This window comes from Paractinoplanes bogorensis (genome assembly GCF_018829635.1).
Classification (GTDB): domain Bacteria; phylum Actinomycetota; class Actinomycetes; order Mycobacteriales; family Micromonosporaceae; genus Actinoplanes; species Actinoplanes bogorensis.
This window is the reverse complement of the sequence record NZ_JAHKKG010000007.1, coordinates 526,678-552,086: the sequence shown is the minus strand read 5'-3', so window position 1 is coordinate 552,086 and position 25,409 is coordinate 526,678. Positions and strand designations below refer to the sequence as shown.

Sequence of the window (25,409 nt, the reverse complement as noted above, 5' to 3'; positions counted from 1 at the left end):
CCAGCGGCCTCACGGCCCTTGGCGTCAGCGTTGCCCCACGCCGCTCGGTCGGCCGCCGGCTTTCCGCCGATCACCCACATCAGCTCGCGCCGTTGACAGACTGAACCCATGCCCTACGAGCGCGGTCGACAGTCGCGGCAGACCTCCACCTTCATGCTGGCCGCCGATGTGCGGGCGTTCGACGAGATGTTGGCGCCGAACATCGACGGTCTCGCCTGCTGGTCGACCGATTCCCGCAGATCGGACCGGTCCGTGACCATCCACGAGTCACTCGGCGACGCGCTCACCGGCGAGGCACAGGCGTTCCTTCGGCTGACGGAAGAGAAGGTCCCGACCGGCCCACAGGTGCAATATCTGCCGACCGAAGTGGTCGGCGGCTCATGGACAGGTCCGCGGGTAGACCCGGAGACGCCCGACGCTTTCATCTGTGCCGGCCGGCTCGCCTTTCTCTGGTTCCCGGACGAAGCACCGGACCCGATCCGGACCCGATTCGCGGACCTGGTGAAAGTCGTGTGGCGGGCGCTTCACGCGGTGACGGCCGCGCACCCGCGGTCGACGCCCGAAGTCGTTCAGGCATCGATGAGCATGGACATGTGAACGCTCGCGGGCCAGAGTGGACGGCATGGCCAACACGAGTCGGCGGGTGTTTCTGACGGCGTCTGCGGCGGCTGCGGCCGCGCCACTGGTAGCAGGTGAGACGGCAAAGGCAGCCAAGAGCCGCCCCGACCCCGAGCTGCGCAAGATCCTGCGGGAGATCGACGCGGACCGGATCGAGGGGATCGTGCGGAAGCTGGTCTCGTTCGGCACCCGGCACACGCTGTCCAGTCAGGACGATCCGGTTCGGGGCATCGGGGCCGCCCGCGACTGGATCTTCGCCGAGATGCGGAAGTATGCCGCCGCCTCGGGCGGGCGGATGACCGTCGAGCTGCAGTCGTTCGTGCAGCCGGTCTCGTCGCGGATTCCGGTGCCGACCGTCATCACCAACGTGATCGCCACGCTCGCCGGGAGTGTCACGCCGGAACGCACCTATGTCGTCACCGGCCACTACGACTCGCGGGTGACCGACGTGATGGACGCGGTCAAGGACGCCCCGGGCGCCGACGACGATGCCTCGGGCGTCGCCGTCGTCATGGAGCTGGCCCGGGTGCTGGCCACCCGCCGGCCCGAGGCCACCATCGTGCTGGCCGCGGTGGCCGGCGAGGAGCAGGGGCTCTACGGCTCCGACCACATGGCCCAGGTGTACAAGGATCGCGGCGTCGACATCCAGGGCATGTTCAGCAACGACATCGTCGGCACCGGGGACGCCCACGACGGCACCCGCAACGACCCGCGGACGGTCCGGCTCTTCGTCGAGGGTGTGCCCACCTCGGAGACCGCGGCCGAGGCCAATACTCGGAAGAGCGTCGGCGGCGAGAACGACGGGCCGTCGCGGCAACTGGGCCGCTTCGTCAAGGACGCCGAACCTGACGGCATGGACGTACGGGTCGTCTGGCGCCGCGACCGCTATCTGCGCGGCAGCGACCACATCTCGTTCCTGCTGCGCGGCTATCCGGCCGCCCGCTTCACCGAGCCGCGCGAGAACTTCGCCCACGAGCACCAGGACGTCCGGGTCGAGGGCGGTGTCCAGTACGGCGACCTGCCCGAGTTCTGCGACTTCGGCTACATCGCCCGGGTGGCCCGGGTCAACGCGTCGGCGATCTGGGCGCTGTCGCAGGCGCCGGGCACGCCCAAGGGGGTCGTCATCGACACCACCCAGCTCACCAACGAGACCACGCTGCGCTGGGAGCCGGGCACCGAACCCGACCTGGCCGGCTACGAGGTCGTCTGGCGGGAGACCACCGCCCCGGACTGGGAGCATTCGCGTGCGGTCGGAAAAGTGACGACGGTGACGATCGACCTGTCGAAGGACAACGTCTATTTCGGCGTACGGGCGATCGACTCCGACGGCCACCGCGGTCCGGCCGCCGCACCCAAACCGTCCAGCTGACACCGGGAGTGGCCGTCCGGTGCCACGATGACGGCTATGACGCTCGATCACACGGTGCGACTGCGCTTCGGCGACAAGTCGCGCGCCATGGCGACCCACACCAACCTTTCCGCCGTACGCCTCGACGGACCCGTCCTGTGGATCGCGGGTGACGAGACCGCCACGATCGAACGCCTGGTCGCCGACGACCCGGCGCGGCCGGCCGAGTTCGGCGACGAGACCACCTACCGGCTCGGCGACTTCATCAGCCTGCCCGGCACCGACATCGAGGAGGAGGCCGACGTCGAGGGGCTGGCCCGCACCGGCCCGTTCCTGTGGGCGATCGGCTCGCACAGCCTGCGCCGCAAGCAGATCAAGCCGCACCACGACGGGGAGAAGGCGCTGCGCCGGCTGGCCCGGATCGAGGGGCAGGAGAACCGTCAGATCCTTGTCCGGCTCCCGATCGCCGAGGTGGACGGGTTGCCCACGCCCGTACGGGAAACCGAAGTTGATGGTGTGAAGCACTGCGCGGCGGCTCTGGGCGGCAAGGATGACCTGCGACGACTGCTCCGCAAGGACGATCACCTGGCGCCGTTCCTGGAGATCCCGGGCAAGGACAACGGGCTCGACATCGAGGGCATCGCGGTCAGCGGCGACCGGGTCTATCTGGGCCTGCGCGGGCCGGTGCTGCGGGGGTGGGCGTTCGTGTTGGAGCTGCGCCCGTACGTGGATCCGGACGAACCCGATCGTCTCCGGTTGCACGAGTTCGACGACGGGTTCACCTATCGCAAGCACGTGCTGCGGCTCGACGGGCTCGGCGTGCGCGATCTGTGCCCCGACGGCGACGACCTGCTGATCCTGGCCGGCCCGACGATGGACCTGGACGGGCCGGTGCGGGTCTACCGCTGGCACGACGCCTGCCGCACCGAGCAGCCGACAATCGTGCGCGGCGACCTGATCACCCGCGACCTGGAGCTGACCTTCGGCGAGGGCGACGACCACGCCGAGGGTCTGAGCAACTACGGCGACGGCCGGCTGCTCGTGGTCTACGACAGCCCGGCCGCCGTACGCCTGACCGCGGACGACGCCGTGATCGCCGACGTCGTCCGCCTTCGGTAAGCGGCTATTCGCGGGCGGCCAGCAGGGTCACCGGGGCCCGGCGGGTGGCCGACCATGAGGTGATCAGGCTGGTCAGGCCGGTGACGGTCAGGGCCACCAGGGCCGTCACCCCGATCAGGGTCCAGGGCAGGTCGAGCGTCGCGGTGCCGGTCACGGCCGAGGTCGTGGCGACGGCGGCGATCAGCGCGGAGGCTGCGGCCAGGGCCCCGAGCAGCAGTCCGGCGCCGGTCACCGCGTATGCCTCGAGCAGCGCCGCCCGGACGACCTGGCCCCGGGTCAGACCGGTGACGCGGGCCTCGGCGAACTCGCGGCGGCGGGTGGCGGCCCCGATCACGATCGCATTGACCACCCCGATCAGCGCGTAGAGCGCGCCGAGCCCGAGCACCATCAGCAGGACCTTCTGGTTGATGTCGTTCCGGGCGGCCGCGTCGGACTTCAGCCAATCGCCGACACTGGTCACCGGTCCGAAGCGGGCCAGCGCCGTGCGGACGGCGGCCGGGTCGGCGCCGGGCTTCAGCGCCACATAGGACACGGCCGACGCCGAAGCCAGCTGGGCTTCGGGGACCAGTCCGGGCGGCAGCAGCAGGTTGGCACCGCCGCTCATGGTGGCCGGGACCGCGCCCACCACCGGCAGCTCGCCGAGGTCGCCCTGCGGCAGCCGCACGTGGACGGTTCCGCTCGTCGGCACATCACCGCCGGGACCGGCCACGACGGCCTTGCCGCGGACGGCCACCGGGGTCGTGTGCACGGCCGAGTACGCCGCCGGGTCGACCACCAGCACCGAGATCGCCTCGGTCTCCTGGTCCTCCCCCTGTCCGGTGGTGATCTCGCCCGGTAGCGACAGCTCGGTCGACACGGTTCCGTCCGTGAAGCCGGCCGGGACCCGGCCCTGCACGACCAGGTCGGCCCGGGTCGACCGGGCGACCTCGGCGATGCCGCTGGTGGTGAACGTCGTGCCGGCGCCGGTGTTGCCGACCACCAGCGCGACCAGCACGATCAGCGGGGCCGCGACCGAGGCCGACCGGCGGCGCGCGTCGCGGACGTTGGCCCGGGCCAGCGATCCCAGCACCCCGCCGCCGAACGGCATCAGCCGGGCCAGCAGCGGCACCAGCAGCGGCGCGAACGCCACGACGGCCACCGCGGCCGGCATGGCCACGTTCATCGCCATCGCCTGACCGCCGGCCGGACCGCCGTGCGGGGCCACGATCATCAGCGCCAGGGCACCGCCGAAGAACAGCAGACCGGCGATCCAGCGTCCGGCCGTCATCACCCGGGCCGCCGGGCCGGTCTCGCGCAGCGCCTCGAGCGGCCGCACGCGGGCGGCGCGGTGGGCGGCGACCAGCACTCCGGCGATCGCGAGGAGCAGGCCCGTACCGACGGAAACGCCGAGAATCCACATGCGCCACTGACCGGTGAAGCCCTCGGGCACGAACTCGAACCGGTGCATCAGCCACTCCTGCACGTCCATCACGACCAGTCCGGCCGGTACGCCCAGGGCTGCCCCGCCGAGGCCGAGCAGCAGCGCCTCGCCGAGCAGCAGCCGCCGCACCTGACTGCGGCTGCCGCCGACCAGGCGGAGCAGGGCGAGGTCGCGGCGGCGCTGGTCGACGGTGAAGGCGAACGTCGAGCTGATGATGAACCCGGCCAGGAAGGTCGCCCCGCCGAGCATGATGCCCAGCATGGCGACGGCCGCATCACCATCTTCCAAAGAGGAAGTGGCCGCCGAGATGAGCAGCAGCAACGAGGACTGCACGAGCGCCACCCCGAGAGTGACCGAGAGCAGTGCGCCGACGAAGAGCGTCCAGCGGTCGGCCAGTCCGGCCCGGCTCATCCGCAACATGTCAGTGCTCCCAGGCGGCGAGACGGTCGGCGACCTGACGGGTGTCGGCGCCGGACAGCCGGTCGACGACCCGGCCGTCGCGCAGAAAGATCACGGCGTCGGCGCGGGCCGCAGCGCCCGGGTCGTGGGTGACCATCACGATGCTCTGGCCGGCGTCGGCCATGGCCCGCATCAGGTCGAGCACCGTGCGGGCGGCGGTGGAGTCGAGCGCACCGGTCGGCTCGTCGGCGAACAGCACCTCGGGCCGCGTCACCATGGCCCGCGCGATCGCCACCCGCTGCTGCTGGCCGCCGGACAGCTCGCGCGGACGGTGCCGGGCCCGGTCGGCCAGCCCGACGGCGTCGAGGGTGGCGCGCACCACCGAGCGGGACGGTCGTTTGCCGGCCAGGCGCAGGGGCAGCGCCACGTTCTGCTCGGCGGTGAGCGACCCGATCAGGTTGAAGGACTGGAAGACAAAGCCGATCCGCGTACGGCGCAGGGCCGTCAGCTGGGAGTCGGTGGCCGCACTCAGATCGGTGTCGCCCAGCATCACCCGCCCGGTGTCCACCCGCTCGAGCCCGGCCGCGCAGTGCAGCAGGGTGGACTTGCCGCTGCCGGACGGACCCATCACCGCCGTCCAGCCGCCGCGCGGAAATTCCAGCGTCACATCGTCGACCGCGTGGACCGCGGACGGTCCTCGCCCGAACACCCGGCTCACACCGTGCAGGGCTACGGCGGCCTGGGAAAGAATCAGTGTTGTCGTCATGCCCTGACGCTATTTTCGGCCGACGGCGAAGTCGCTGAGGCAGCCACCCGGATCGGGGGTAGGCCTAGCCCTACCCCCGGTTTGAGTGCGGCTACTCAGGCCCGGGAACGGCCCGGCTTCATAGGTTGTGGGACATGTCGAAGCGACGGAAGTGGGCCTGGACGGCCGGAATCCTGGCGGCAGCGGTAGCGGCGACGGCGGTCACCGTCCTGGTGACGAACGACCCGCTCAAGCTGCCGGGCAGTCACAAGGTCGAGGTGTACGGGCTCGTCGAGGAGCTGTCCGGCGAGACGCAGAAGGACCCCGGGCTGTTCCGGATGTGCGACGCCGACACCTACTTCGCCGAGGACGGCGACACGAAGCTGTGCCTGGTGCTGGACGGGCCGCTCGGCGAGGTCGAGGCCGCCCGCAAGGACGGCCGGGTCACCGTCGCGGCCGGCGAGGTGCCCAAGCTCAAGGCCATGGACGCGACCACGCTGGTGCTGATGGGTGGCGGGCCGGCCGCCCTGATCCCGGTGGCCGGCCTGACCGACGGGCAGCCGGTCAGCGTACGGGCGCTGAAGTAGCCCAGCCCAGCAGAGGACCGAGGTGGGTCGCCGTGTCGGTCAGGATCTGCACGTAGTCGGCGTGCTCGAAGCTGAACGGCAGCGCGAACGCCACCTCGTCGATCTCACGGAACGCGACGTGGGCGGCCAACTGCTCGGCGATCTCGGCCGAGGAACCGAGGTAGTCGCGCGAGAAGAGCATCCGGGCCGGCCCCTGGGGTTCGGCGGTACGGGGGGTGCGCTTCTCGACGTACGCGGCGTATCTCGCCTTCTGCTCCGGGGTGGCCGAGTCGGTGGGGATGACGACCAGGCCCTGGGAGACCCGGGCCTGGTCGCCCTGCGGGTGGTGCTTGCGGAACGTGCGTACGTGGGAAAGCTGGATCTCGGCGAAATCCGTGCCCTCCTCGGCCTTGACCACGCTGCTGGTCAGGAAGTTCATGCCGTTCTCGCCGGCCCACCGGGCCGAGCGCAGACTGGCCCCGCCGTACCACATCCGGTCGCCCAGACCGGCCGCGTGCGGTTCGACCCGGTTCGAGAACACCTCGACCACGCCCTGCGCGCCACGGAAATCGGTGGCCTGCTCGCCCCGGACGAAACTCAGCAGGCGCTCGACCCGCCGGTAGCTGAAGTCCTCGGCGTCGGCGGTGTCGGGGTAGAGCGCCTCCCGGACGGTCTCCCAGTTCATCGGCGGGCCCACGCTGACCCCCGGGTTGAGCCGCCCGCCGGAGAGGATGTCGACGGTCGCGAGATCCTCGGCCAGGCGCAGCGGATTTTCCCAGCCCAGCGGGATCACGGCCGTGCCGAGCTCGATGCGCGAGGTGCGCTGGGAGGCCGCGGCCAGCACGGCGATCGGCGAGGAGATGCCGTACTGCAGGTGGCGGTGACGCACCCAGGCACTGTCGAAGCCCAGGTCCTCCCCCAGCTTGATGATCTCGAGGGTCGACTCGTGGCCGGCCCGCGGGTCGTCGCCGTCGAACAGCCCGATCGTCAGGAAGCCCATCTTGCGCAGCGCTCGCGTCGTCACTCGTCCACCCTGCCACGAGACTCGGGGTCGTACGGTGCAGGTGTGAGCCAGCGCGCTGATTACGGATTCGACGCGCCCGCGGTCCCGGTCGGGCTCGCGGTGGGCGCGGCCGTCTCGCTCGCCGCCACGGTCGTGATCGGCCTGCGATGGGGCTGGTGGGCCTTCATCCCGCTGGCCTACGCCCTGTTCTTCGGGTTCAGCCTGGTCAGTTTTGTCTACACGACCCGCCGCGGGAAGTTCGTGGTGTGGGAAGGCCTGCTGCAGCTCGACGGCGGCGAGCGGGTGGTCGATCTCGGGTGCGGCCGCGGCGCGGTGCTGACCTTGGTGGCCAGGCGCGGCGGCCGCGCGATCGGGGTCGATCTGTGGCGGTCGGTCGACCAGTCGGGCAACGACCCGTCCCGGACGAGGGCGAACGCCGCCGCCGAAGGGGTGGCCGTCGAACTGATCACCGGTGACATGCGGGCCCTGCCGTTCGCCACCGGCTCGGTCGACGTGGTGGTGAGCAGCCTGGCGATCCACAACATCCCCGACCATGCCGGGCGGGCCCGGGCGATCGCCGAGGCGGCTCGGATCCTCCGCCCCGGTGGCCGCTTGATCATCGCGGACTTCCGGCACGTACGGGCGTACGGGGAACTGCTTGTCGGTCTTGGTCTTTCCGGCGTCACGATCCGCGATCTCGGCTGGCGCTTCTGGTACGGCGGCCCGTGGGCCCGGACCGGCGTCGTGATCGCTAATGTCGATGCGTGACAGATAAGGGATCCGCGCTGGTCACGGGGGCGTCGCGAGGACTCGGCGCACACATCTGCCGGCGGCTGGCGGCGGACGGCTGGCCGGTGGTGGTCAACTACCGCTCCGACGCCGACGGTGCGGCCCGGGTGGTGGCCGGCATCGAGGCGGCCGGCGGACAGGCGACGGCGGTCCGGGCTGACGTGACCGACGAGGATTCCGTACGCCGGATGGTCGCCGAAATCGGCCCGGTGCAGGTGGTCGTGGTCAACGCGACCGGCCCGCAACCCGCGGCGCCGGCCGAGGAGACGACCTGGCAGCAGCATCTCGACCAGCTGACGTTCTTTGTGAAGAGCCCGACCCTGCTGCTGCAGGCCACCCTCCCGCACATGAAGCAGCTCGGCACCGGCCGGTTCATCCACATCGGCTCCGAGATGGTCGAGCGGGCCCTGCCCGGCTTCTCGGCCTACAACGCGGCCAAGGGCGCCCAGCTCACCCTGGCCCGCACGTGGGCGCGCGAGCTCGGCGTCCACAACGTGACGGTCAACGTGGTCGCACCCGGCTGGATCCCGGTCGAGCGCCACGGCGAGGTCACCGAGGACGACAGCCGCGACTACGTGGCCGGCGTCCCGCTGGGCCGGCTCGGCACCCCGCAGGACATCGCCGACGTGGTCGCCTTCGTGGCGTCCGACGCATCCCGTTTCGTCACCGGCGAGCGCATCACGGTGAACGGGGGCTTCACGACCGATTAGCCGGGTTAGTCTGCGGACATGCTGATCACGGTGGTGGCCGACTACGGGGTCGGCGATCTCGCTTTCGCCGAGGTGCGCCAGCGGTTCGCCCAGCTGATGCCGCACGCCGAGGTCAGCGCGGTGCCGGTGCCGGCGTTCGACACGGTGAGCGCCGGTTTCTGCGTGGCCCAGCTGGCCCTGACCGACGGTCCCGCCGACCGCATCGTCTTCGCCAACGTCGCCCCACGCTTCGACGACGCCGATCCGCGCCCCGACAACGCGGGCGAGTCGCTGGCCGCCGCCCAGCTCGACTCGGGTGTGCTGGTCGTCGGGGTGGCGTCGGGGTTCAGCCTGTCCTTCCTGGGCGCGCCGGTGCGGGCGGTCAAGGCGGCCGACGCGGGCTCCCAGTTCCGCTCGCGCGACGTCTTCCCGGCGGCGCTGGCCGCGCTGGCCCACGGCGAGGACCTGCTCGGCGAGGAGCTGACGATGCCGCCGCCGCCCACCAATGCGGTCGTCTACACCGACGGCTACGGAAACCTGAAGACGTCATGGCACGAGCCTCCGGCGGAAACCGGTTCCCTCGTACGCGTGAAAATCGGCACCCACATCGCAAAGGCCATCGTGACCGACGGCGTCTTCAGCGTCCCCGAGGGCGCGATGTCCTTCGCGCCGGGCAGTTCCGGTTGGGGCGAGCCGTTCTACGAACTCCTCAGACGAGGCGGAAGCGCCGCCACCACGTTCGGCCGCCCCACCTCAGGAACCCCGGTCGAGATCCTCCCCTGAGCGTGAAGCCGGCCCATCCTCAGCGGCCGAGGTCGTACGGTTCGGCCGCATCCCACATCGACACGAACTGCTCGTAGAAGTACGCGAACCATGACTCGTCACGGGAGCGCTGCACCTGAAAGGTGGGTCGCAGGTGGTGCTCGCCGTGGAACGACCCGAGTCGCAGCTCCATGCGCCCGATGTCGAGTCCCGGGTCGTAGGCGTACAGCGTGTAGGGCGCAAGGTAGTCGATGAGCCGGACCTCGAGGCCGCTCCCGGCTTGAGCCACTTGGCGCAGAGTGTTCAGATTGCTCGTCAGCTGCTGCTCCTGCTGTTCCCGGCCAGAACCCAGTGGGCCGGCGCGGAGCACCGACATGTCCATCGCGGCGCTGCCCGGCGAGATCAGCAGAATCCGTGCCCGTCGACCGTTCGCGACGGCGCGCCGCAGAGGTTCCTCCAGGTAGGGGATGTGGCGGGACAGCGTCGTGCCGAGCAGCCAGACCTGATCCTGAATGCTCGTGACCGACCGGTAGATCTCGTCGACGTCGTCCGTCTCGACGAAGAAGTTGCGGGCCGGCACGGGACCAGTGGCCCGCTCGGCATAGCTACGTGACCGGTCGGTGGGCTCGGCGGTCTGTGCCCGGCTGAGCGCTTCGAACCACGCGCGCCTGAGACCTGGTTCCTGCACCTTCAACGCGTTCAGGAAATCGCGCAGCAGCCGTTCGCTGGGAAGCCGCCGGCCGGCAAGCGCGTCGCCCACAGAGGCTCGGGCGAGCGGACGGCCGTGATTCAGACCCCACGTCTCCAGCTCACGAAGGGAGATCCTTCCGTCTTCCTTCAGCCGTTTCATGCACCGAGCGAGGTCCGCCTTGGTACTGACGACAGCCAGCTCCTCGGCGTAGGACGGGCTGTTCGAGGCGGTCGATGTTCCACGTTCGTCGGTCATGGCGCTCAACGTAGCCGTCGCGAAGGGACCGGACACCGGACGCCAGACAGTGGCCGGACGCTCGGACACCCTGCGTCCGAGCGGGGTCCGCGCAGCTCCGCCGACGGGAGTGGCCGGTGCTTCCGGACGGGCTTGCTGGGTCTCACACCCGCGAGCAGGAGGAGTCAGTCATGCACTACCCGAACGAGATCGGCCTCGCCCTGATGGTTCTGCAGCAGCTGTTCGGTGACGTCGTCACCGCGCTGATGTCACAGCCGCCGATCATCAGGTACCTGGTCTACGCGACGATCGTTGTCCGGCTCGTGATCGCGCTCCTGCGTCTGGAACAGCGAATCACGATCCTCGTGTGCCGCCTTCGACGTCAGCGCCGCGTGCGGGCTCGCGCCGCCTCGCGCGATGGCTCGGAGCTCTGAAGCCCCGTCCGGATGGTCGCGACGGCACGCAGGTGCCGTCGCGACCGAACCAGTGGCTATGCGCCGCGCAGGGTGGCTCCGAAGCGGGAACCGACTGCGGCCACGGCGGCATCGCGGGCGGCGAGCGTCTCCTCCGTGGTCAGGGTGCGGTCGGGGGCCCGGAACGTCAGCTTGTAGGCCAGCGACTTCTTGTTCTCGCCGAGCTGTTCCGACTCGTACAGGTCGAACAGCGACACCGACTCGAGCAGCGAACCCGCCCCGGCGGCCAGCACCGCGGAGACCTCGGCCGCGGGCACCGAAGCGTCCAGGATCAGGGCCACGTCGATCAGCGCGGGCGGGAACGACGAGATGGCCGGGGCCTGGGTGACCGGCGGGAGCGGCAGCGCGTCCAGGTCGAGTTCCATCGCGCAGGTGCGCTTGGGCAGCTCGAACGAGGACACCACGGCCGGGTGCAGTTCACCCGCGTGGCCGACCACGACACCGTCGACCGAGATCGCGGCGCAGCGGCCAGGATGCCACGGTGCGAGTTCGGCGGCGGCCACCGTGACACCGGAGACACCCGCTGCGGCCAGGGCGATCTGCGCCGCGGAAATCGCGTCGGCCCACGACGCGGCCCGGCCCGCGCCCCACCAGCCGGCCGGCTCGATCTCGCCGGTCAGCACGACGGCCAGGTGCCACGGCTGGGCCGGCACGATCTCGTTGGCCGCGGCCCACTCCGAGTCGGACGGACGCCGGTCGACGCCCATCACCGGCGGCGCCGCCGACGCCAGGCGGGGCCGGAACACCGTGCCCATCTCGTACAGGGCCACGTCCCGCTTGCCCCGGCCCAGGTTGCGTTTGAGCGTGCCCAGCAGGGTCGGCAGCAGCGACGTGCGCAGCAGCGGCTCCTGCTCGGAGAGCGGGTTGGTCAGCCGGACGGCACTGCGGCGCGGGTCGTCGGCCGGGTAGCCGAGCTGGTCGGCCGCGGCGGGCGCCACGAACGGGTAGGACAGCACCTCGACGTACCCGTTCTCGGCCATCGCGCGGCCCACCGTACGGCGGCGCCGCTGCGACGGCGTGAAACCGCTGCCGCCACGGGCGGGCGGCAGGAGCGACGGGATGTCGTTGTAGCCGCCGAGCCGGGCCACCTCTTCGACCAGGTCGATCGGGGCGAGCAGGTCGGGCCGCCACGACGGCGGGGTGACCTCGAGCGGGCCGGCCCCGGTGACCTGGCAGCCGACCCGGCCGAGCAGTGTTTCCACCTGCGAAGTGTCGTAGGCCAGGCCGATCCGCTGCGCGGGCAGCGCCGGGTCGAGGGTGATCGTCGCGGGGGCGACCACGTGATCGATGTCGAGCACGGCCGGGTCGACCGTGCCGCCGGCGTGCTCGGTCAGGATCTGCACCGCACGCTCGAGCGCGACCAGGGTGAGCTGCGGGTCGACGCCGCGTTCCCAGCGCTTGGCCGCCTCGCTGAACAGCTTGTGGCGACGGGCCGTGCGACCGACCATCACGGCGTCCCAGTGGGCGGCCTCGAGCAGCACGTCGACCGTGTCGGGCTGCCACTCACTGGTCTCGCCGCCCATCACCGCCGCGAGGGAGATCGGGCCGGTGTCGTCGCAGATCACCATGTCTTCGGCGTCGAGCACCCGGGCCACGCCGTCGAGGGTGGTCAGCTTCTCACCGGGCCGGGCCCGGCGCACGACCAGGCCGCCGTTCAGCCGGTTGAGGTCGAAGACGTGCATCGGCTGGCCGAGCTCGAGCATCAGGTAGTTGGTGATGTCGACCGGCAGCGAGATCGAGCGGATGCCGGACGCGACCAGGCGCTGCTGCATCCACGCGGGCGACGGCGCGTCGGGGTCGATACCGCGCACGACCCGGGCCGAGAACCGGTCACAGCCGACGGTGTCCTCGACGGAAACCGGGTGAGGAACACCGGCCGCACCGGAAGGAACAACAACACCGGCGGGGTCGGTATAGGCAGCCTCGAACGCGTACGAGAGCTCCCGCGCCAACCCGCGCAGACTCATCTCATAGCCCCGGTCGGGCGTGATCTCGACCTCGACCAGCACGTCAGCCAGCCCCACGACGGGGCGAGCGTCCTGACCCGGCGTGGCCTCATCCGGAGCCAGCACGATGATGCCGTCGTGATCCCCGCTGAGGCCCAGCTCGGCGGCCGAGCAGATCATGCCGTTCGAGTTCCGCCCGTACGTCTTCCGGGCCCCGATCTTGAATCCGCCCGGGAGCTCGCCACCAGGCAGGATCACGGCGACCAGATCACCCTCGGCGAAGTTGCGCGCACCGCAGACGATCTCCTGCGGCTCGGACCGCCCGACGTCGACGGTCGTGAACCGGATCGGCTTCTTGAAACCGGTGAGCTCCTCGATCGTGAGCACCCGGCCCACGACGAGGTCGCCCTTGACGGTGGCGGCCTGGTCGACGATCGACTCGACCTCCATGCCGAGGTTGGTCAGCGCCTCGTCGAGCTGTTCGGCGGTGAGGCCGGCGGGCAGCTCGACGAATTCGCGCAGCCAGGACAGTGACGTCTTCATGCTCAGACCTCCATTCCGAAGTTGGTGGTGAACCGCACGTCGCCCTCGACCATGTCGCGCATGTCGCTGACGCCGTTGCGGAACATCAGGGTGCGCTCGACGCCCATGCCGAACGCGAAGCCGGAGTAGCGCGCGGGGTCGATGCCCGCGGCGACCAGCACCTTGGGGTTGACCATGCCGCAGCCGCCCCACTCGACCCAGCGCGGGCCGTCGCGGTGCTGCGCGAACCAGACGTCGAACTCGGCCGACGGCTCGGTGAACGGGAAGTAGTGCGGCCGCCAGCGGGTCCGCGCGTCGGGCCCGAACATCGCCTTGGCGAAGTGGTCGAGCGTGCCCCGCAGGTGGGCCATCGTGATGCCCTCGTCGACGACCAGGCCCTCGATCTGGTGGAACACCGGCGAGTGGGTCGCGTCGAGTTCGTCCGAGCGGTAGGCCCGGCCCGGGCTGACCACATAGATCGGTGGCTGCCGGGTGAGCATCGAGCGCACCTGGCCGGGCGAGGTGTGCGTCCGCATCACCAGGCCGGGCAGGTCGACGTAGAACGTGTCCATCGACCCGCGTACGGCGTTGTCGGGTCCGATGTTGAGCGCGTCGAAGTTGGCCCACTCGAGCTCGAGCTCGGGACCCTCGACGATGTCGTAGCCCATGCCGGCGAACAGGTCGCCCATGTGTTCCATGAGTGTGGTCAGCGGGTGGCGGGCGCCGCGGGGACGCCGGTCCCACGGAAGCGTGACGTCGACGCGTTCCTCGACGAGCACCCGGGCCGCGCGCTCGATCTCCAGCTCTTCGAGGCGGGAGTCGTAGGCGCCCTGCACCGACTGCCGGGCCAGGTTGACCCGCTTGCCGGCGTCGGACTTGGCGGCCGGCGGCAGAGAGCCGATCTCGCGGCGGGCCAGCGACACGGCGGAACGGTCACCGAGGTGCGCGGACTTCAACGTGGCCAGTTCGTCCAGGTCGGACGCGGCGTCGAAGGCTTTGCGGGCCTCGTCGACGGCGCTCTCGAGCGCGGCCGGGTCGAGCAGGGCGGCCTGCTTCGGGTCGTACGGATCGTTGCGGTAGGACATGGTCTCCCTCACACCGGTGATGCCAGACGGCAGTGTACGGAGGCACGGCTGGGCCGCAGCCCGCCGGTCGGGAGAAGGGTGTCAGACCCGCAGCCCGCGACCAGCGGGCCGGCTAAACAGCGTCATCAGGGTCCCCACCCGGTGAGCATATCGCGCCCCGATTCCCCTTTGACGACCCGTTTCCCCGTACGCGTCCACAGGCGCCCCAACCGCAGCGATCCCCCGCCCCGAAGCAGGAGCGGTCACGGCTCGCGGACAGCGACGGTGATGCCCGCGTGCGCGGGAATCGGTGAGTCCATGGCGGTCAGCGCGACCCCGGCTGCTTCGAGCGGGATCTGGGCCCCGATCAGCAGCCCCGGGTCGAGGCGCCCGCGAGCCACCAGGTCGAGCATCGGCGGGTAGTCGACCGCGGCCATCCCGTGCGAGCCGACCACCTGCAGCTCCCGCGACACGACCAGGTCCCACGGCAGCGGCGCCCGGGCCTCGTCGCCCAGCATCAGGCCGACCTGCACGTGCCGGCCGCCACGGCGCAGGGCCCGCACCGAGGCCTCGGCGGTGGCGGCCGACCCGTACGCGTCGATGCTGATGTCGGCTTCCTGGTCGATCTCGTGCACGATCACCGCACCGAGCGAGGCGGCCAGCGAGTTGGCCGCCGGCGACGGGTCGACGGCGAGCACCCGCAGGTTGAGGGCGGCCGCGATCAACACGGCCGACAGCCCGACCCCGCCGCAGCCGTAGACCGCGATCACGGCGTCGTCCCCGACCGGACCGTGGCCGGTCAAGGCCCGGAAGGCGGTGGCGAACCGGCAGCCCAGCGAGGCCGCCTTCACGAAGTCGACGTTCTCGGGCAGGCGGACCAGGTTGGTGTCGGCCGCCCGCACCACGACCCGCTCGGCGAACGAGCCCGGATGGGTGAAGCCGGGCTGGGTCTGGTCGGGGCAGATCTGGGCCCGGCCCTCGCGGCAGAACGCGCAGACGCCGCACCCGTTGACGAACGGCGCGGTGACCCGGTCGCCCAGCGAGAACCCGCTGACCAGGGACCCGACGGCCACGACGACGCCGGCAAACTCGTGGCCGGGGATGTGCGGCAGCGGGACGGGGTCGTGCCCGCGCCAGGCGTGCCAGTCGGAGCGGCAGATCCCGGTGGCCCGGACGTCGATCACGGCACCGCTTGGCGGGCAGGCGGGTTCCGGCACCTCGGCCACCCGCGGCGCCGTTCCCACGGCGTCGTAGACGATGGCCCGCATCAGCGCTGGGCCCGCGCGGACGCGTAGAGGCAGACCGCGGCGGCCGCGGCCAGATTGAGACTCTCGGCCCCGCCGTAGATCGGCACCCGGACCTGGCGGTCGGCCGCGTCGAGCAGTTCCTCGGGCAGACCGTGCGCCTCGGAACCGAACAGCCAGGCGGTCGGGGCGGCCAGCGCCCCGTCGTCGGCCAGCGTGTCCAGGTCGTCGGCGCCGTAGCCGCTGGTCGCGAGCACCTGCAGGCCGGCTTCGCGCAGCGGCGTCACCACGTCTATCGCTGTTCGCACCACATCTACATGAAACAACGATCCGGCCGACGCGCGGACGCACTTGCCGTTATAAGGGTCCACGGCGTCCCCCGCGAAGATGACGGCACCGGCCCCGGCGGCGTCCGCCGTGCGCAGCACGGTGCCCGCATTTCCGGGGTCGCGGATCTCGGCCACCACTGCCACCAGACGGGGCTGTTTGGCCAGCGCGTCCCGCAGCGACACGTCCACCTGCTCGCAGACCGCCACCAGCCCCTGCGGCTGCACCGTCTCGGCCAGCGACTCCAGGCCCTCGTCGCTCACTTCCGACGCCACCGGGGCGTGCGCGGCCAGCTCGGCGTACCGCTCGAACGCGGCCGCGGTCGCGAACAGCTCCACCACCACGCCGGACGCCAGCGCCTCCCGCACCGCCTGCGGCCCTTCGGCCAGAAACCGCCCGGCTTGATCGCGATCGCGACGCCGCTGAAGTTTCCGCGCGGCGACCACCCTCGGGGTGCGGGAAGTGAACGTCATGAACCAGTCCCAAAGCTCGGTGGAAACGACCGCAGGCGCCTCCCGCACTCGGGAGACGCCTGCGAAACGTGGAACTCAGGCCGCCTTAGGGGCTCCGCCGGTGCCCTCAGCCGCGACGGCGGCCTTGGCCACCTCGACGATCGCCGCGAAAGCGGCGGCGTCGTTCACGGCCAGGTCGGCCAGGATCTTGCGGTCGACCTCGATCTCGGCCAGGCGAAGACCCTGGATGAGACGGTTGTAGGTCAGGCCGTTGGCCCGGGCCCCCGCGTTGATGCGCGTGATCCACAGCTGGCGGAAGTCGCCCTTGCGGTCACGGCGGTCGCGGTACGAGTACTGCATCGAGTGCAGCACCTGCTCCTTGGCCTTGCGGTAAAGGCGGGAGCGCTGACCGCGGTATCCGCTGGCGGTCTCCAGCAACGTGCGACGCTTCTTCTGGGCGTTTACTGCCCGCTTGACGCGTGCCATTTCGGTACTCCTAACAGGGGAACGTGTGTGGCGCGCGCGTCAGCGGCCCAGCAGCTTCTTAACTCGCGGGGTGTCAACCTTGGCGACCTCGATGGTGCCGGTCATACGCCGGGTGACGTGCGAGGACTTGCCCTCGAGCAGGTGGCGCTTGCCGGCCTTCTCGCGGACGATCTTGCCCTTACCGGTGACCTTCACCCGCTTGCCGGTGCCGGTGTGGGGCTTGAACTTAGGCACGTGGAGCCTCTTTCTGATCTTTCCGCACGTCAGGGGGCCCGTTGCGGCCCCCTACGTGCGGAAAAGCTGACTACTCTGCGGTTGCGGTGGTTTCCGCGGCCGCGGCCGGTGCTTCGGCCGGCGCTTCGCCCTCGCGGGGCTCGCGGCCCGGCTTGGTCGCCACGGCGGCCACGGCGGCGGCCTTGGTCGCCCGGTGCGGTGCGAGCACCATGATCATGTTTCGGCCGTCCTGCTTCGGACTGGCCTCGACGAAGCCGAGCTCCGAGATCTCCTCGCTGAGCCTGCGCAGGAGCCGGAATCCCAGCTCGGGGCGGCTCTGCTCGCGACCGCGGAACATGATCGTCACCTTGACCTTGTCGCCCGCCTTGAGGAACCGCACTACGTGACCCTTCTTGGTCTCGTAGTCGTGCGGGTCGATCTTCGGGCGGAGCTTCATTTCCTTGATGACGGTCTGCTGCTGGTTGCGCCGTGCTTCGCGTGCCTTCAGTGCGCTCTCGTACTTGAACTTGCCGAAGTCCATGAGCTTGCACACCGGCGGCCGCGCCATGGGAGCAACCTCGACCAGGTCCAGATCGACGTCCGCGGCCAGCTGGAGAGCGCGCTCGAGCGGGACGATGCCCACCTGCTCACCCTCGGGGCCGACCAGTCGGACCTCTCGTGCCCGGATCTGTTCGTTAACGCGTGGTTCGACGCTGATGGGGCCTCCTCAGAACGGTTACATATGCCAATGTCGGTCGGCCCCGTCGCCCCTTGTATCAGGGCCGGGAAAGCAGAAGACCCCAGCATGAGACATGCCAGGGCCCGCTCGACCGGTCATCGGCGCCCATGAGGACGCTCCCCGAGCGCTGGTTATTCCCCAGCGCTCAGGTGACCGGACCCGGCCCTCAAGGAAAGGGCGTCGGGTGGGAACCTGCGGGCTCCTCTTTCGCGCATGATCTGACGAACATGCGTGGTCGACGACGTCAAGCTTACCAGGCGGCTTTTCTCACGCGTCCACGGCCGCCGAGTGCAGCTTTCGCAGGGTGCGCACACCCTCGACGGCGTAGTCCTTGTCGGCCGCCTGCAGAGCATGGATCGACACCTGCTCCTCGTCGTGCAGCTCGAGCTGGGCCCACGGCGAGTTCCGGTCGAAGCGCACGGCCCGCACCACCGACCACGGCAGCTCGTAGCCGCCGATGACGTTGCGGATGGTGATCTTCTCTTCGTCGGCGATCACCCGCGGCCGCAGGAACGTCAGCACGCCGAGGCCGATCAGGATGCCCAGCCCGATCATCGCGGCCTGGTCGCCGCGCTGGAACGAGCCCGAGTTGTCGAAGCCGGTCGACCCCTTGAGGCCGAAGCTGAGCACGGTGAACAGCCCCGCCACGGCCACGGCGATCGGAATGGCGACCAGACGGATCTTCTTGGGGCGATAAGTGACCATCACAACCTGCAATTCGCGATATCGGTCACGAGGATAGCGCGGGCGCCCAGCTCGTAGAGCTCGTCCATCACGCGGTGCACGTCTTTGCGGGGCACCATCGCCTGCACAGCGACCCAGCCCTCGCGGTGCAGCGGCGACACGGTCGGCGACTCGATGCCCGGGGTGAGGGCGCCGGCCTGGTCGAGCAGATCGGCCCGTACGTCGTACGCCAGCATGATGTAGGAACGCGCGACCAGCACGCCCTGGAGCCGGCGGATGAGCTGGGCGACCCCGGCCGGGGCCTCGCCCTCGGCCGGTCCGATCATGATCGCCGACGAGCGCAGCAGCGGCTCGCCCAGCGTGACCAGGCCCGCCTGACGCAGCGTCGCACCGGTCTCGACCACGTCGGCGATCAGGTCGGCCACACCGAGGCGCACGGCATTTTCCACCGCGCCGTCGAGCCGGACGACCTCGGCCTTGAGGTCGTGCTCGGTCAGGTAGCGCTCGACCACCCCGGGATAGGCGGTCGCGATGCGCTTGCCGCCGATCTCGTCGGCCGAGGTCAGCGAATCGGCCGGGGCGGCCCAGCGGAACGTGGCCCCGCCGAAGTTGAGGTCGAGCACCTCGGTGGCCGGCACACCCGAGTCGACCAGCAGGTCGCGGCCGGTGATGCCGAGGTCGAGGTCGCCCGAGCCCACGTACGTCGCGATGTCACGCGGACGGAGGTAGAAGAACTCGACGTGGTTGGCCTCGTCCCGGCAGATCAGATCTTTGGGGTCGGTGCGCTGGCGGTACCCGGCGTCGCGCAGCATCTGCGAGGCGGGCTGGGACAGGGTCCCCTTGTTGGGAACGGCGATTCGCAGCATGACGTGCTCCTTCAGCTCGCGGTGGGGAGAGTCGGGGTCACACGTCACAGATGTCGATACACGTCCTTCAGCTCGAGACCGGTCGCGATCATCAGGACCTGGGCCTGGTAGAGCAACTGCGAGATCTCCTCGGCGGCCCGCTCGGGGCCCTCGTGCTCGGCGGCCATCCAGGATTCGGCCGCCTCTTCGACGACCTTCTTCCCGATGAAGTGGACTCCGCGCTCCAGGGCGGCGACGGTGCCGGAACCCGGGGTTCCCTCCGCCGCTTTCGCCTGCAGCTCGGCGAACAGCTCTTCGAACGTCTTCACGGCGGCTATTTTGCCAACTCGTCACGGGATAGCTACGAACGGCCCCAGCAGGTGAGACGTGTTCTAGGCTCCCGGGCATGGTCAGCCGATTCACCCTTCTCACCACTGGCGGCGCCGTGCTCGCGCTCGCCGCCCTCGCGGGCTGCTCCCCCGTCGAGGAGAACGCCGCCCCCACCACGTCGGCCAGCGCTTCCGCGGACGTCTGCCCAGCTGGCGCCCTTGCCACGAAGACCGCCGGCAAGCTCACGATCGGCACCGACACCCCGGCCTACGAGCCGTGGTACTCCGACAACGACCCGAAGAACGGCAAGGGCTTCGAGTCGGCCGTGGCCTATCAGGTCGCCCAGCGTCTGGGCTATTCGCAGGACAACGTGATCTGGGCCTCTGTGACGTTCAACAACGCCATCGCCCCTGGTCCGAAGGCGTTCGACTTCGACATCAACCAGTTCTCGATCACCCCCGAACGGGCGAAAGCGGTCGACTTCTCGTCGCCCTACTATCTCGTCCGGCAGACGGTCATCACGACCAAGGGCTCGAAGATCGCCGGGGCCAAGACGCTGGCCGAGCTCAAGGACGCCAAGCTGGGCGCCCAGGTCGGGACGACGAGCTACCAGGCCGTGACCGAGCTGATCAAGCCGAGCAGCCAGCCGTCGGTGTTCAACAACAACGACGACGCGAAGGCCGCGCTGGTCAACGGCACCGTCGACGGCATCGTGGTCGACCTGCCGACCGCGTTCTACATGACCGCGGCCGAGCTCGACAACGGCGTCATCGTCGGTCAGCTGCCCCAGGTGGGCGTGCCTGAGCAGTTCGGGCTGGTGCTCGACAAGGGTTCGGCGCTGACCAGCTGTGTCAGCACGGCCGTCGACCAGCTGCGCCAGGACGGCACGCTGGCCGTGCTCGAGAAGACCTGGCTGGCCGACACCGGCGGAGCTCCCGAACTCCAGTGAGCTCCTCCCACCAGCCGAGCAAGATCCAGCTGGAACGGATCGCGTACCGCCGCAAGCGGGCGATCCGTTCCACGCTGCTGGCCGCCCTCTCCACCGCCGTGGTCGGCCTGCTGCTCTACCTCGGCGTCACCGGCTCGCCCGGCTGGGAACGGGTGAAGAGCTCGTTCTTCGACTGGGACATCGCGGTCCAGGCCCTGACCGGTCGCGACAACTACCCGTCGGTCCTCGAGGGGCTGTGGCTCAACATCCGCCTGATGGTGATCTGCACCGCCTGCGCGCTCGCGCTCGGCCTGCTGATCGCGATCCTGCGGACCCTGCGCGGGCCGGTGGCTTTTCCCGTACGGGCATTGGCGACGACCTACACGTACTCGTTCCGGGGTCTCCCGCTGATCATCGTGATCTACCTGTTCGCGTTTGGCATCCCCGGTCTGCGTCTGCAGGGCACCCCGAGCGTCACCGTGCTGGGCGCGGCGGCCATCGTGGTCACGTACGGCGCCTATCTGGCCGAGGTGTTCCGGGCCGGCATCGAGTCGGTGCACCCGAGCCAGGTCGCGGCGGCCCGCTCGCTCGGCCTGAGCTACCGCCGCACCATGCGTCACGTGGTGCTGCCGCAGGCCATCCGCCGGGTCACGCCGCCGCTGCTCAACGACACGGTGGCCCTGCAGAAGGACGTCGGGCTGATCTCGCTGGCCGGTCCGATCGACGCCATCCGGGCCGCGCAGATCAACCAGGCCGGCACGGCGAACTTCACCCCGTACGTGGTCGCGGGTGTGCTCTTCGTCCTGATGGCGCTCCCACTGATCGGGGTCACCGACTGGGTGACGCTACGGGCCGCGCGCCGGCAGAACGCGGGGACCTGATGCTGCTCACCTGCACCGACATCCGCAAGGAGTTCGGGGCCAACGTCGTGCTCGACAACCTGTCCCTCGACGTGGACGAGCACGAGGTGGTGGCCCTGATCGGCGCCTCCGGTTCGGGCAAGTCGACCCTGTTGCGCTGCGTCAATCTGCTCACCGAGATCGACGACGGCGTGATCACCCTGGACGGCGAGGACATCACCGACCCCCGGGTCGACCCCGACGCCGTACGGCAGAAGATCGGTCTGGTCTTCCAGAGCTACAACCTGTTCCCGCACATGACCGTTCTCGACAACATCACCCTTGCTCCCGTACGGGTCCACAAGCGCCCGGTCGCCGCGGCGCGGGAACAGGCGATGGAGTGGCTCTCCCGGGTGGGCCTCTCCGACAAATCGGGCAGCTATCCCGATCGCCTGTCGGGCGGTCAGCAGCAGCGCGTCGCGATCGTGCGGGCGCTGGTCAACAGCCCGCGCCTGCTCCTGCTGGACGAGGTGACGTCGGCGCTCGACCCGGAACTGGTGGGCGAGGTGCTCACGATGATCCGCGAGCTCAAGGGCGAGGGCATGACCATGGTGCTGGCGACCCACGAGATGGGGTTCGCCCGTCAGGTGGCCGACCGGGTGGCCTTCCTCGACAAGGGACGGGTGCTCGAGCAGGGCCCGCCCGAGCAGGTGCTCGGCGATCCGGTCGAGGCGCGCACGCGGCAGTTCCTGTCCCGCATCATCGAGGCCGGGCGTCTGTAATTTCGATTTGGTGAAGCCCGGGGATATGGCCAATCCCCGGGCCTCGCTTTACCACTGAATTGCACACACCGGCACGTTTAAGAGCGCGGATCATTCATCAAGACAACGTGTTTTGCCTTTAAACTACCGCTGCATGAAGCGCGGCGGACCGGACTTGAACCGGCATCCGCTGTCGTCGTCCCGCTCGTTCGATCCGGTGATCAGTGGTGAATGCTGATGTTGGAGCGAGAATCTGAGTCTCATCGCCGGCTGCCTCTGCCAGTTGGGCTACCCCCGCACGAACAATGCGGGGAGCGGGACTCGAACCCGCACTGTCACCGGCTTGTTCAGTTTCAGCTTCAGTCATCAGCTTTACGCCGGCTCCCCGGCGCACCCCCGCGCTCCCACGGGGGAATCCATGACGGCTACTCGAACAGGTAGCCGAAGACCGCGGCACCGACCCGCTGGTCGGTGACCTCGGCGCTGTTGGCCTCCTCGCGGGCGAACTTGACCGCCGTCTGCAGCGCCAGCACCCGGTCGAGGATCTCGTTGACCCGCTTGGCCGGCAGCGCACCCGAGAACTTCACCGTCGTCCAGTAGCCGACCGTGACGTCCTCGTAGTACACCTCGACCTGGGCCGGGTGCTTCTCGGTGGCCTCGGCCTTGACGTGGTTGCGCGGCACCTTCTTGGTGCGGTTGGTACGCACCGGCTCGGTCCGCCAGCTGTCGGTGGAGTCGTCCCGGATCCACGACTCGGCCGCGTCGAGCACCGGCAGCTTCTTGACGAAGGTGTGCAGGTCGACGAGCTGTTTCTCGAGGAACAGCAGATAGGTGACCGGCACCTGCGCGGCAATCGTGCGACCGTCCACCACGACGTCGGCGCGGGCCTCACAGTTCGTCCAGTCCTTGGTCGCCGTCACGTCGAACAGCCGGGTCAGCGTCCCCGACACGTCGCGCAGAATGTCCTCCGCCTTGATCTGCACCCGGGTCGACTCGGGCGGCAGCTGCTCACCCTCCTCGTCCTTGGGCTGATAGGTCCGGGAGATACCGGCCAGCGGCGCGGTCTTCTGCACGGCGTGATGGGCGTCGCTCAGTTCCGCGAACGCCTTGCTCTTGACGCCCTTCTCCACGGCGATGATCTGGTTCAGCTTCGGCACGGTGACCCCTTTTCAGCGCCGGAACCGTAGCACCGACGCCCGATCGAGCCCGACCCGTTTTCCGCGCGGCCGAACGGGCAAAGATCTTGAATATTTCGATGCAAACGGGTGGTGCCGCAGGTCAGGCGCGTGACATCGTGCACCGCGGACACGGGGGTGAACCGCCGATAACGGGGAAGGCGGCCCTCTGCCCTGCTGAGAGGACCGTCATGCGTCGTGCCTGGCTCTTACCCGCCCTTCTCACCGCCATCGCGCTCGGTGCCCTGCCGGCCGTCTCGGCCGCGCAGGCCGACGTCGCGCCGGCCACCACACGCATCGACGCGGTCGACCGGGCCGCTCAGGGCGAACGGGTCGTGGTGCAACTGACCGCCACCTGTCCGGCCGGCGCCACGATGCAACTCGACGTGACCGTCACCGCCGCCAACGAGACCCGCATCGCGCAGGGCAACCGGGTCAAGCGGATCGACTGCACCGGTGCCGCTCAGACCGCCGAGTTGCGGGCCGAGCACAACCCGGTCGGCGCCCTCTTCATCGTCGGTCCGGCCACCGCGCGGACCGTACGGACGGTCTGCGACGCCTCGGCCTGTGCCGTCACCGCCCTCGACGAGTCGATTCGGATCAGCTGATGAACCTGCGCAAGGTACTCACCGCAGTCCTGGCCCTCGCCACCGTCATGTTCGTGGCCGCCCCGGCCCGCGCCGACGAGCCGGCCACGGCCCAGATCACCGTCTTCTGGACCTCGCTGGTGGCCCGCGGCGTCGCCGTCGACGTCTCGTTCGGCGTCAGCTGCCCGGCCGGGTTCACCGGCACCGCGACCGTCTCGGTGACCCAGACCCGCGACGACGGCCTGTCCGCGAGCGGCCAGGTGACCGACGATCTGGTGTGCACCGGCACCGGCCGGCCCGAACTGTCGCGGCCGACCGCGGTCGTCACCGGGGCGCCCTTCGACCGTGGCGGGGCCAGGCTCGACATCGTGATCGCCGGGTGCGACGGGTCGACGTGTTTCACCACGCCACTCCGTCAGCACACCCGGCTGGGAAATTAGGGGTCTGGTCGAAGGTCTTGAATATTTGGATGTAAAGGTGTCGCGCAGCGCGTCGATCGCGTGACATCGTGTTACGGCGGGCACGGGGGTGAACCGCCGAATAACGGGGAAGGCGGCCCTCTGTCAGCTGAGAGGACCGCTATGCGTCGTTCCTTGGTATTTCCTACTCTTCTGTCGACCGTGATCACGGGTGCGCTGCTGGTTTCGCCGGCCGCTCAGGCCGACACCGGGCCGGCCACCACTCGCATCGACTCGGTTGATCGGGCCGCTCAGGGTGAGCGGGTCGTGGTGCATCTCGCCGTCACCTGTCCGGCCGGGGCCACGATCAAGCTCGACGTGACCGTCACCGCCGCCAACGACACCCGGATCGCTCAGGGCAGCCGGGTGAAGCGTCTCGACTGCACAGGTGTCGCCCAGACCACCGAGATGCGGGTGGAACGCGACCCGGTCGGCGCCATCTTCATCGTGGGTCAGGCCACCGCGCGGACCGTACGGAAGGTCTGCGACAGCTCGGCCTGCGACGTGACCGCCATCGACGAGACGATTCGGATCAGCTGATGCGCAAACTGCTCGCCATTGTCCTGGCCCTCGTGACCATCGCCTTCGTAGCCGCACCGGCCCGCGCCGACGAGACAGCCGGAGCTCAGATCGACGTCTTCTGGACCACGCTGGTGGCCCGGGGCGTCGCCGTCGACGTGAACTTCGGCGTCACCTGTCCGGCCGGGTTCACCGGCACCGCCACCGTCTCGGTCACCCAGACCCGTGACGACGGCCTGCTCGCCGGCGGCAAGGTCACCGACGACCAGCTCTGCACCGGCTCCGGCAAGCTGGAGATCTCGCGGGCCACCGCGGCCGTCACCGGAGCACCCTTCGAGCGCGGCGGGGCCAAGCTCGAGATCGTGATCGCCGGGTGCGACGGCGCGACGTGCTTCACCACGCCGCTCCGTCAGCACACCCGGCTGCAGAATTAG

At 69.9% G+C, this 25,409-nt stretch carries 30 protein-coding genes and 1 tRNA gene; 15 read left to right on the top strand and 16 right to left on the bottom strand.

The genetic code is table 11. The annotated features are described in order from the left end of the window. Positions 1-108: 108 nt before the first annotated feature. Genes KOI35_RS25080 through KOI35_RS25070 form a run of 3 tightly spaced genes read left to right on the top strand, consistent with a single transcriptional unit; the run spans position 109 to position 3,085 of the window. Complete coding sequence (locus KOI35_RS25080; protein WP_215790637.1) at positions 109-597, top strand: hypothetical protein; 489 nt, start codon at positions 109-111, stop codon at positions 595-597. Positions 598-622: 25 nt separating this feature from the next. Further along, positions 623-1,987, top strand: a complete 1,365-nt coding sequence (locus tag KOI35_RS25075) for a M28 family metallopeptidase (protein WP_215790635.1) — start codon at positions 623-625, stop codon at positions 1,985-1,987. A 36-nt stretch (positions 1,988-2,023) separates the two neighbouring features. After that, entirely contained in the window at positions 2,024-3,085 is a 1,062-nt protein-coding gene (locus tag KOI35_RS25070; protein WP_215790633.1) for a DUF3616 domain-containing protein, read from the top strand. Between the two features lie 4 nt (positions 3,086-3,089). Here the strand turns inward: KOI35_RS25070 and KOI35_RS25065 are convergent, their stop codons facing one another. After that, positions 3,090-4,916, bottom strand: a complete 1,827-nt coding sequence (locus tag KOI35_RS25065) for an FtsX-like permease family protein (protein ID WP_246613655.1) — start codon at positions 4,914-4,916, stop codon at positions 3,090-3,092. 10 nt (positions 4,917-4,926) lie between these two features. Then, entirely contained in the window at positions 4,927-5,670 is a 744-nt protein-coding gene (locus KOI35_RS25060; RefSeq protein WP_215790629.1) for an ABC transporter ATP-binding protein, read from the bottom strand. Between the two features lie 134 nt (positions 5,671-5,804). Between KOI35_RS25060 and KOI35_RS25055 the strand changes: the two genes are divergently transcribed. After that, positions 5,805-6,236, top strand: coding sequence for a hypothetical protein (locus KOI35_RS25055; protein WP_215790627.1), 432 nt, complete (start codon positions 5,805-5,807; stop codon positions 6,234-6,236). On the opposite strand, the gene KOI35_RS25050 is transcribed toward KOI35_RS25055, so the two are convergent. Continuing rightward, complete coding sequence (locus KOI35_RS25050; RefSeq protein ID WP_308121139.1) at positions 6,214-7,239, bottom strand: LLM class flavin-dependent oxidoreductase; 1,026 nt, start codon at positions 7,237-7,239, stop codon at positions 6,214-6,216. The genes KOI35_RS25055 and KOI35_RS25050 overlap by 23 nt on opposite strands. 42 nt (positions 7,240-7,281) lie before the next feature. Between KOI35_RS25050 and KOI35_RS47590 the strand changes: the two genes are divergently transcribed. From KOI35_RS47590 to KOI35_RS25035, 3 genes are read left to right on the top strand one after another with little or no spacing between them, the layout of a single operon-like run. Beyond that, on the top strand, positions 7,282-7,986 hold the full coding sequence (locus KOI35_RS47590; protein WP_215790625.1) for a class I SAM-dependent methyltransferase: 705 nt from the start codon (positions 7,282-7,284) through the stop codon (positions 7,984-7,986). Beyond that, entirely contained in the window at positions 7,983-8,717 is a 735-nt protein-coding gene (locus KOI35_RS25040; protein ID WP_215790623.1) for an SDR family oxidoreductase, read from the top strand. Before KOI35_RS47590 ends, KOI35_RS25040 begins: the two co-directional genes overlap by 4 nt. 18 nt (positions 8,718-8,735) lie before the next feature. Beyond that, the gene (locus tag KOI35_RS25035) at positions 8,736-9,479 is read left to right on the top strand and encodes an SAM-dependent chlorinase/fluorinase (protein ID WP_215790621.1); all 744 of its coding nucleotides are present in this window, start codon (positions 8,736-8,738) and stop codon (positions 9,477-9,479) included. 19 nt (positions 9,480-9,498) lie between these two features. On the opposite strand, the gene KOI35_RS25030 is transcribed toward KOI35_RS25035, so the two are convergent. Beyond that, complete coding sequence (locus KOI35_RS25030) at positions 9,499-10,473, bottom strand: hypothetical protein (RefSeq protein WP_215790619.1); 975 nt, start codon at positions 10,471-10,473, stop codon at positions 9,499-9,501. Positions 10,474-10,520: 47 nt separating this feature from the next. On the opposite strand from KOI35_RS25030, the gene KOI35_RS25025 reads away from it, so the two are divergent. Further along, positions 10,521-10,817 carry a hypothetical protein gene (locus KOI35_RS25025; RefSeq protein ID WP_215790617.1) on the top strand — a complete coding sequence of 99 codons (297 nt, stop codon included), beginning with the start codon at positions 10,521-10,523 and terminating at the stop codon, positions 10,815-10,817. A 56-nt stretch (positions 10,818-10,873) separates the two neighbouring features. On the opposite strand, the gene pheT is transcribed toward KOI35_RS25025, so the two are convergent. The 10 genes from pheT to KOI35_RS24975 all read right to left on the bottom strand — a co-directional run bounded on the left by pheT (position 10,874) and on the right by KOI35_RS24975 (position 19,707). Next, a complete protein-coding gene (gene pheT / locus KOI35_RS25020; RefSeq protein WP_215790615.1) occupies positions 10,874-13,345 on the bottom strand; it encodes a phenylalanine--tRNA ligase subunit beta in 2,472 nt (823 codons plus the stop codon). A 2-nt stretch (positions 13,346-13,347) separates the two neighbouring features. Further along, entirely contained in the window at positions 13,348-14,409 is a 1,062-nt protein-coding gene (locus tag KOI35_RS25015) for a phenylalanine--tRNA ligase subunit alpha (RefSeq protein WP_215790887.1), read from the bottom strand. Positions 14,410-14,651: 242 nt separating this feature from the next. After that, entirely contained in the window at positions 14,652-15,656 is a 1,005-nt protein-coding gene (locus KOI35_RS25010) for an alcohol dehydrogenase catalytic domain-containing protein (protein WP_215790612.1), read from the bottom strand. After that, entirely contained in the window at positions 15,656-16,432 is a 777-nt protein-coding gene (locus tag KOI35_RS25005) for a TrmH family RNA methyltransferase (RefSeq protein ID WP_215790610.1), read from the bottom strand. The genes KOI35_RS25010 and KOI35_RS25005 overlap by 1 nt, the downstream gene beginning before the upstream one ends. Before the next feature lie 75 nt (positions 16,433-16,507). Then, positions 16,508-16,897: a 50S ribosomal protein L20 gene (gene rplT, locus KOI35_RS25000; protein WP_215790608.1), complete on the bottom strand. Its 390-nt coding sequence runs from the start codon at positions 16,895-16,897 to the stop codon at positions 16,508-16,510. Between the two features lie 39 nt (positions 16,898-16,936). Continuing rightward, positions 16,937-17,131 carry a 50S ribosomal protein L35 gene (gene rpmI / locus KOI35_RS24995; RefSeq protein ID WP_215790606.1) on the bottom strand — a complete coding sequence of 65 codons (195 nt, stop codon included), beginning with the start codon at positions 17,129-17,131 and terminating at the stop codon, positions 16,937-16,939. 70 nt (positions 17,132-17,201) lie between these two features. After that, entirely contained in the window at positions 17,202-17,828 is a 627-nt protein-coding gene (gene infC, locus KOI35_RS24990; protein ID WP_215790885.1) for a translation initiation factor IF-3, read from the bottom strand. A 288-nt stretch (positions 17,829-18,116) separates the two neighbouring features. Beyond that, positions 18,117-18,554, bottom strand: a complete 438-nt coding sequence (locus KOI35_RS24985) for a PH domain-containing protein (protein WP_215790604.1) — start codon at positions 18,552-18,554, stop codon at positions 18,117-18,119. After that, positions 18,554-19,399 (bottom strand): ATP phosphoribosyltransferase, encoded by an 846-nt coding sequence (gene hisG, locus KOI35_RS24980; RefSeq protein ID WP_215790601.1) that lies wholly within the window; start codon positions 19,397-19,399, stop codon positions 18,554-18,556. Before hisG ends, KOI35_RS24985 begins: the two co-directional genes overlap by 1 nt. Positions 19,400-19,443: 44 nt before the next feature. Further along, entirely contained in the window at positions 19,444-19,707 is a 264-nt protein-coding gene (locus KOI35_RS24975) for a phosphoribosyl-ATP diphosphatase (RefSeq protein ID WP_133875635.1), read from the bottom strand. Positions 19,708-19,784: 77 nt separating this feature from the next. Between KOI35_RS24975 and KOI35_RS24970 the strand changes: the two genes are divergently transcribed. The 3 genes from KOI35_RS24970 to KOI35_RS24960 are packed head-to-tail and all read left to right on the top strand — an operon-like array spanning position 19,785 to position 22,257. Further along, entirely contained in the window at positions 19,785-20,657 is an 873-nt protein-coding gene (locus KOI35_RS24970; protein ID WP_215790599.1) for an ABC transporter substrate-binding protein, read from the top strand. Beyond that, positions 20,654-21,517 carry an amino acid ABC transporter permease gene (locus tag KOI35_RS24965; RefSeq protein ID WP_215790597.1) on the top strand — a complete coding sequence of 288 codons (864 nt, stop codon included), beginning with the start codon at positions 20,654-20,656 and terminating at the stop codon, positions 21,515-21,517. Before KOI35_RS24970 ends, KOI35_RS24965 begins: the two co-directional genes overlap by 4 nt. Further along, positions 21,517-22,257, top strand: a complete 741-nt coding sequence (locus KOI35_RS24960; protein WP_215790595.1) for an amino acid ABC transporter ATP-binding protein — start codon at positions 21,517-21,519, stop codon at positions 22,255-22,257. The genes KOI35_RS24965 and KOI35_RS24960 overlap by 1 nt, the downstream gene beginning before the upstream one ends. A gap of 285 nt (positions 22,258-22,542) precedes the next feature. Here KOI35_RS24960 and KOI35_RS24955 read toward each other — a convergent pair. Then, positions 22,543-22,636, bottom strand: a tRNA-OTHER gene (locus KOI35_RS24955). Between the two features lie 25 nt (positions 22,637-22,661). Further along, positions 22,662-23,393 (bottom strand): DUF7873 family protein, encoded by a 732-nt coding sequence (locus KOI35_RS24950; RefSeq protein WP_215790593.1) that lies wholly within the window; start codon positions 23,391-23,393, stop codon positions 22,662-22,664. A 209-nt stretch (positions 23,394-23,602) separates the two neighbouring features. Here KOI35_RS24950 and KOI35_RS24945 point away from each other — a divergent pair, with 209 nt between their 5' ends. From KOI35_RS24945 to KOI35_RS24930, 4 genes are all read left to right on the top strand, one after another. Then, on the top strand, positions 23,603-24,019 hold the full coding sequence (locus KOI35_RS24945; protein ID WP_215790590.1) for a hypothetical protein: 417 nt from the start codon (positions 23,603-23,605) through the stop codon (positions 24,017-24,019). After that, entirely contained in the window at positions 24,019-24,438 is a 420-nt protein-coding gene (locus tag KOI35_RS24940) for a hypothetical protein (protein WP_215790588.1), read from the top strand. Before KOI35_RS24945 ends, KOI35_RS24940 begins: the two co-directional genes overlap by 1 nt. Before the next feature lie 180 nt (positions 24,439-24,618). Next, the gene (locus KOI35_RS24935; protein WP_215790586.1) at positions 24,619-24,996 is read left to right on the top strand and encodes a hypothetical protein; all 378 of its coding nucleotides are present in this window, start codon (positions 24,619-24,621) and stop codon (positions 24,994-24,996) included. After that, positions 24,996-25,409 (top strand): hypothetical protein, encoded by a 414-nt coding sequence (locus tag KOI35_RS24930; protein WP_215790584.1) that lies wholly within the window; start codon positions 24,996-24,998, stop codon positions 25,407-25,409. The genes KOI35_RS24935 and KOI35_RS24930 overlap by 1 nt, the downstream gene beginning before the upstream one ends.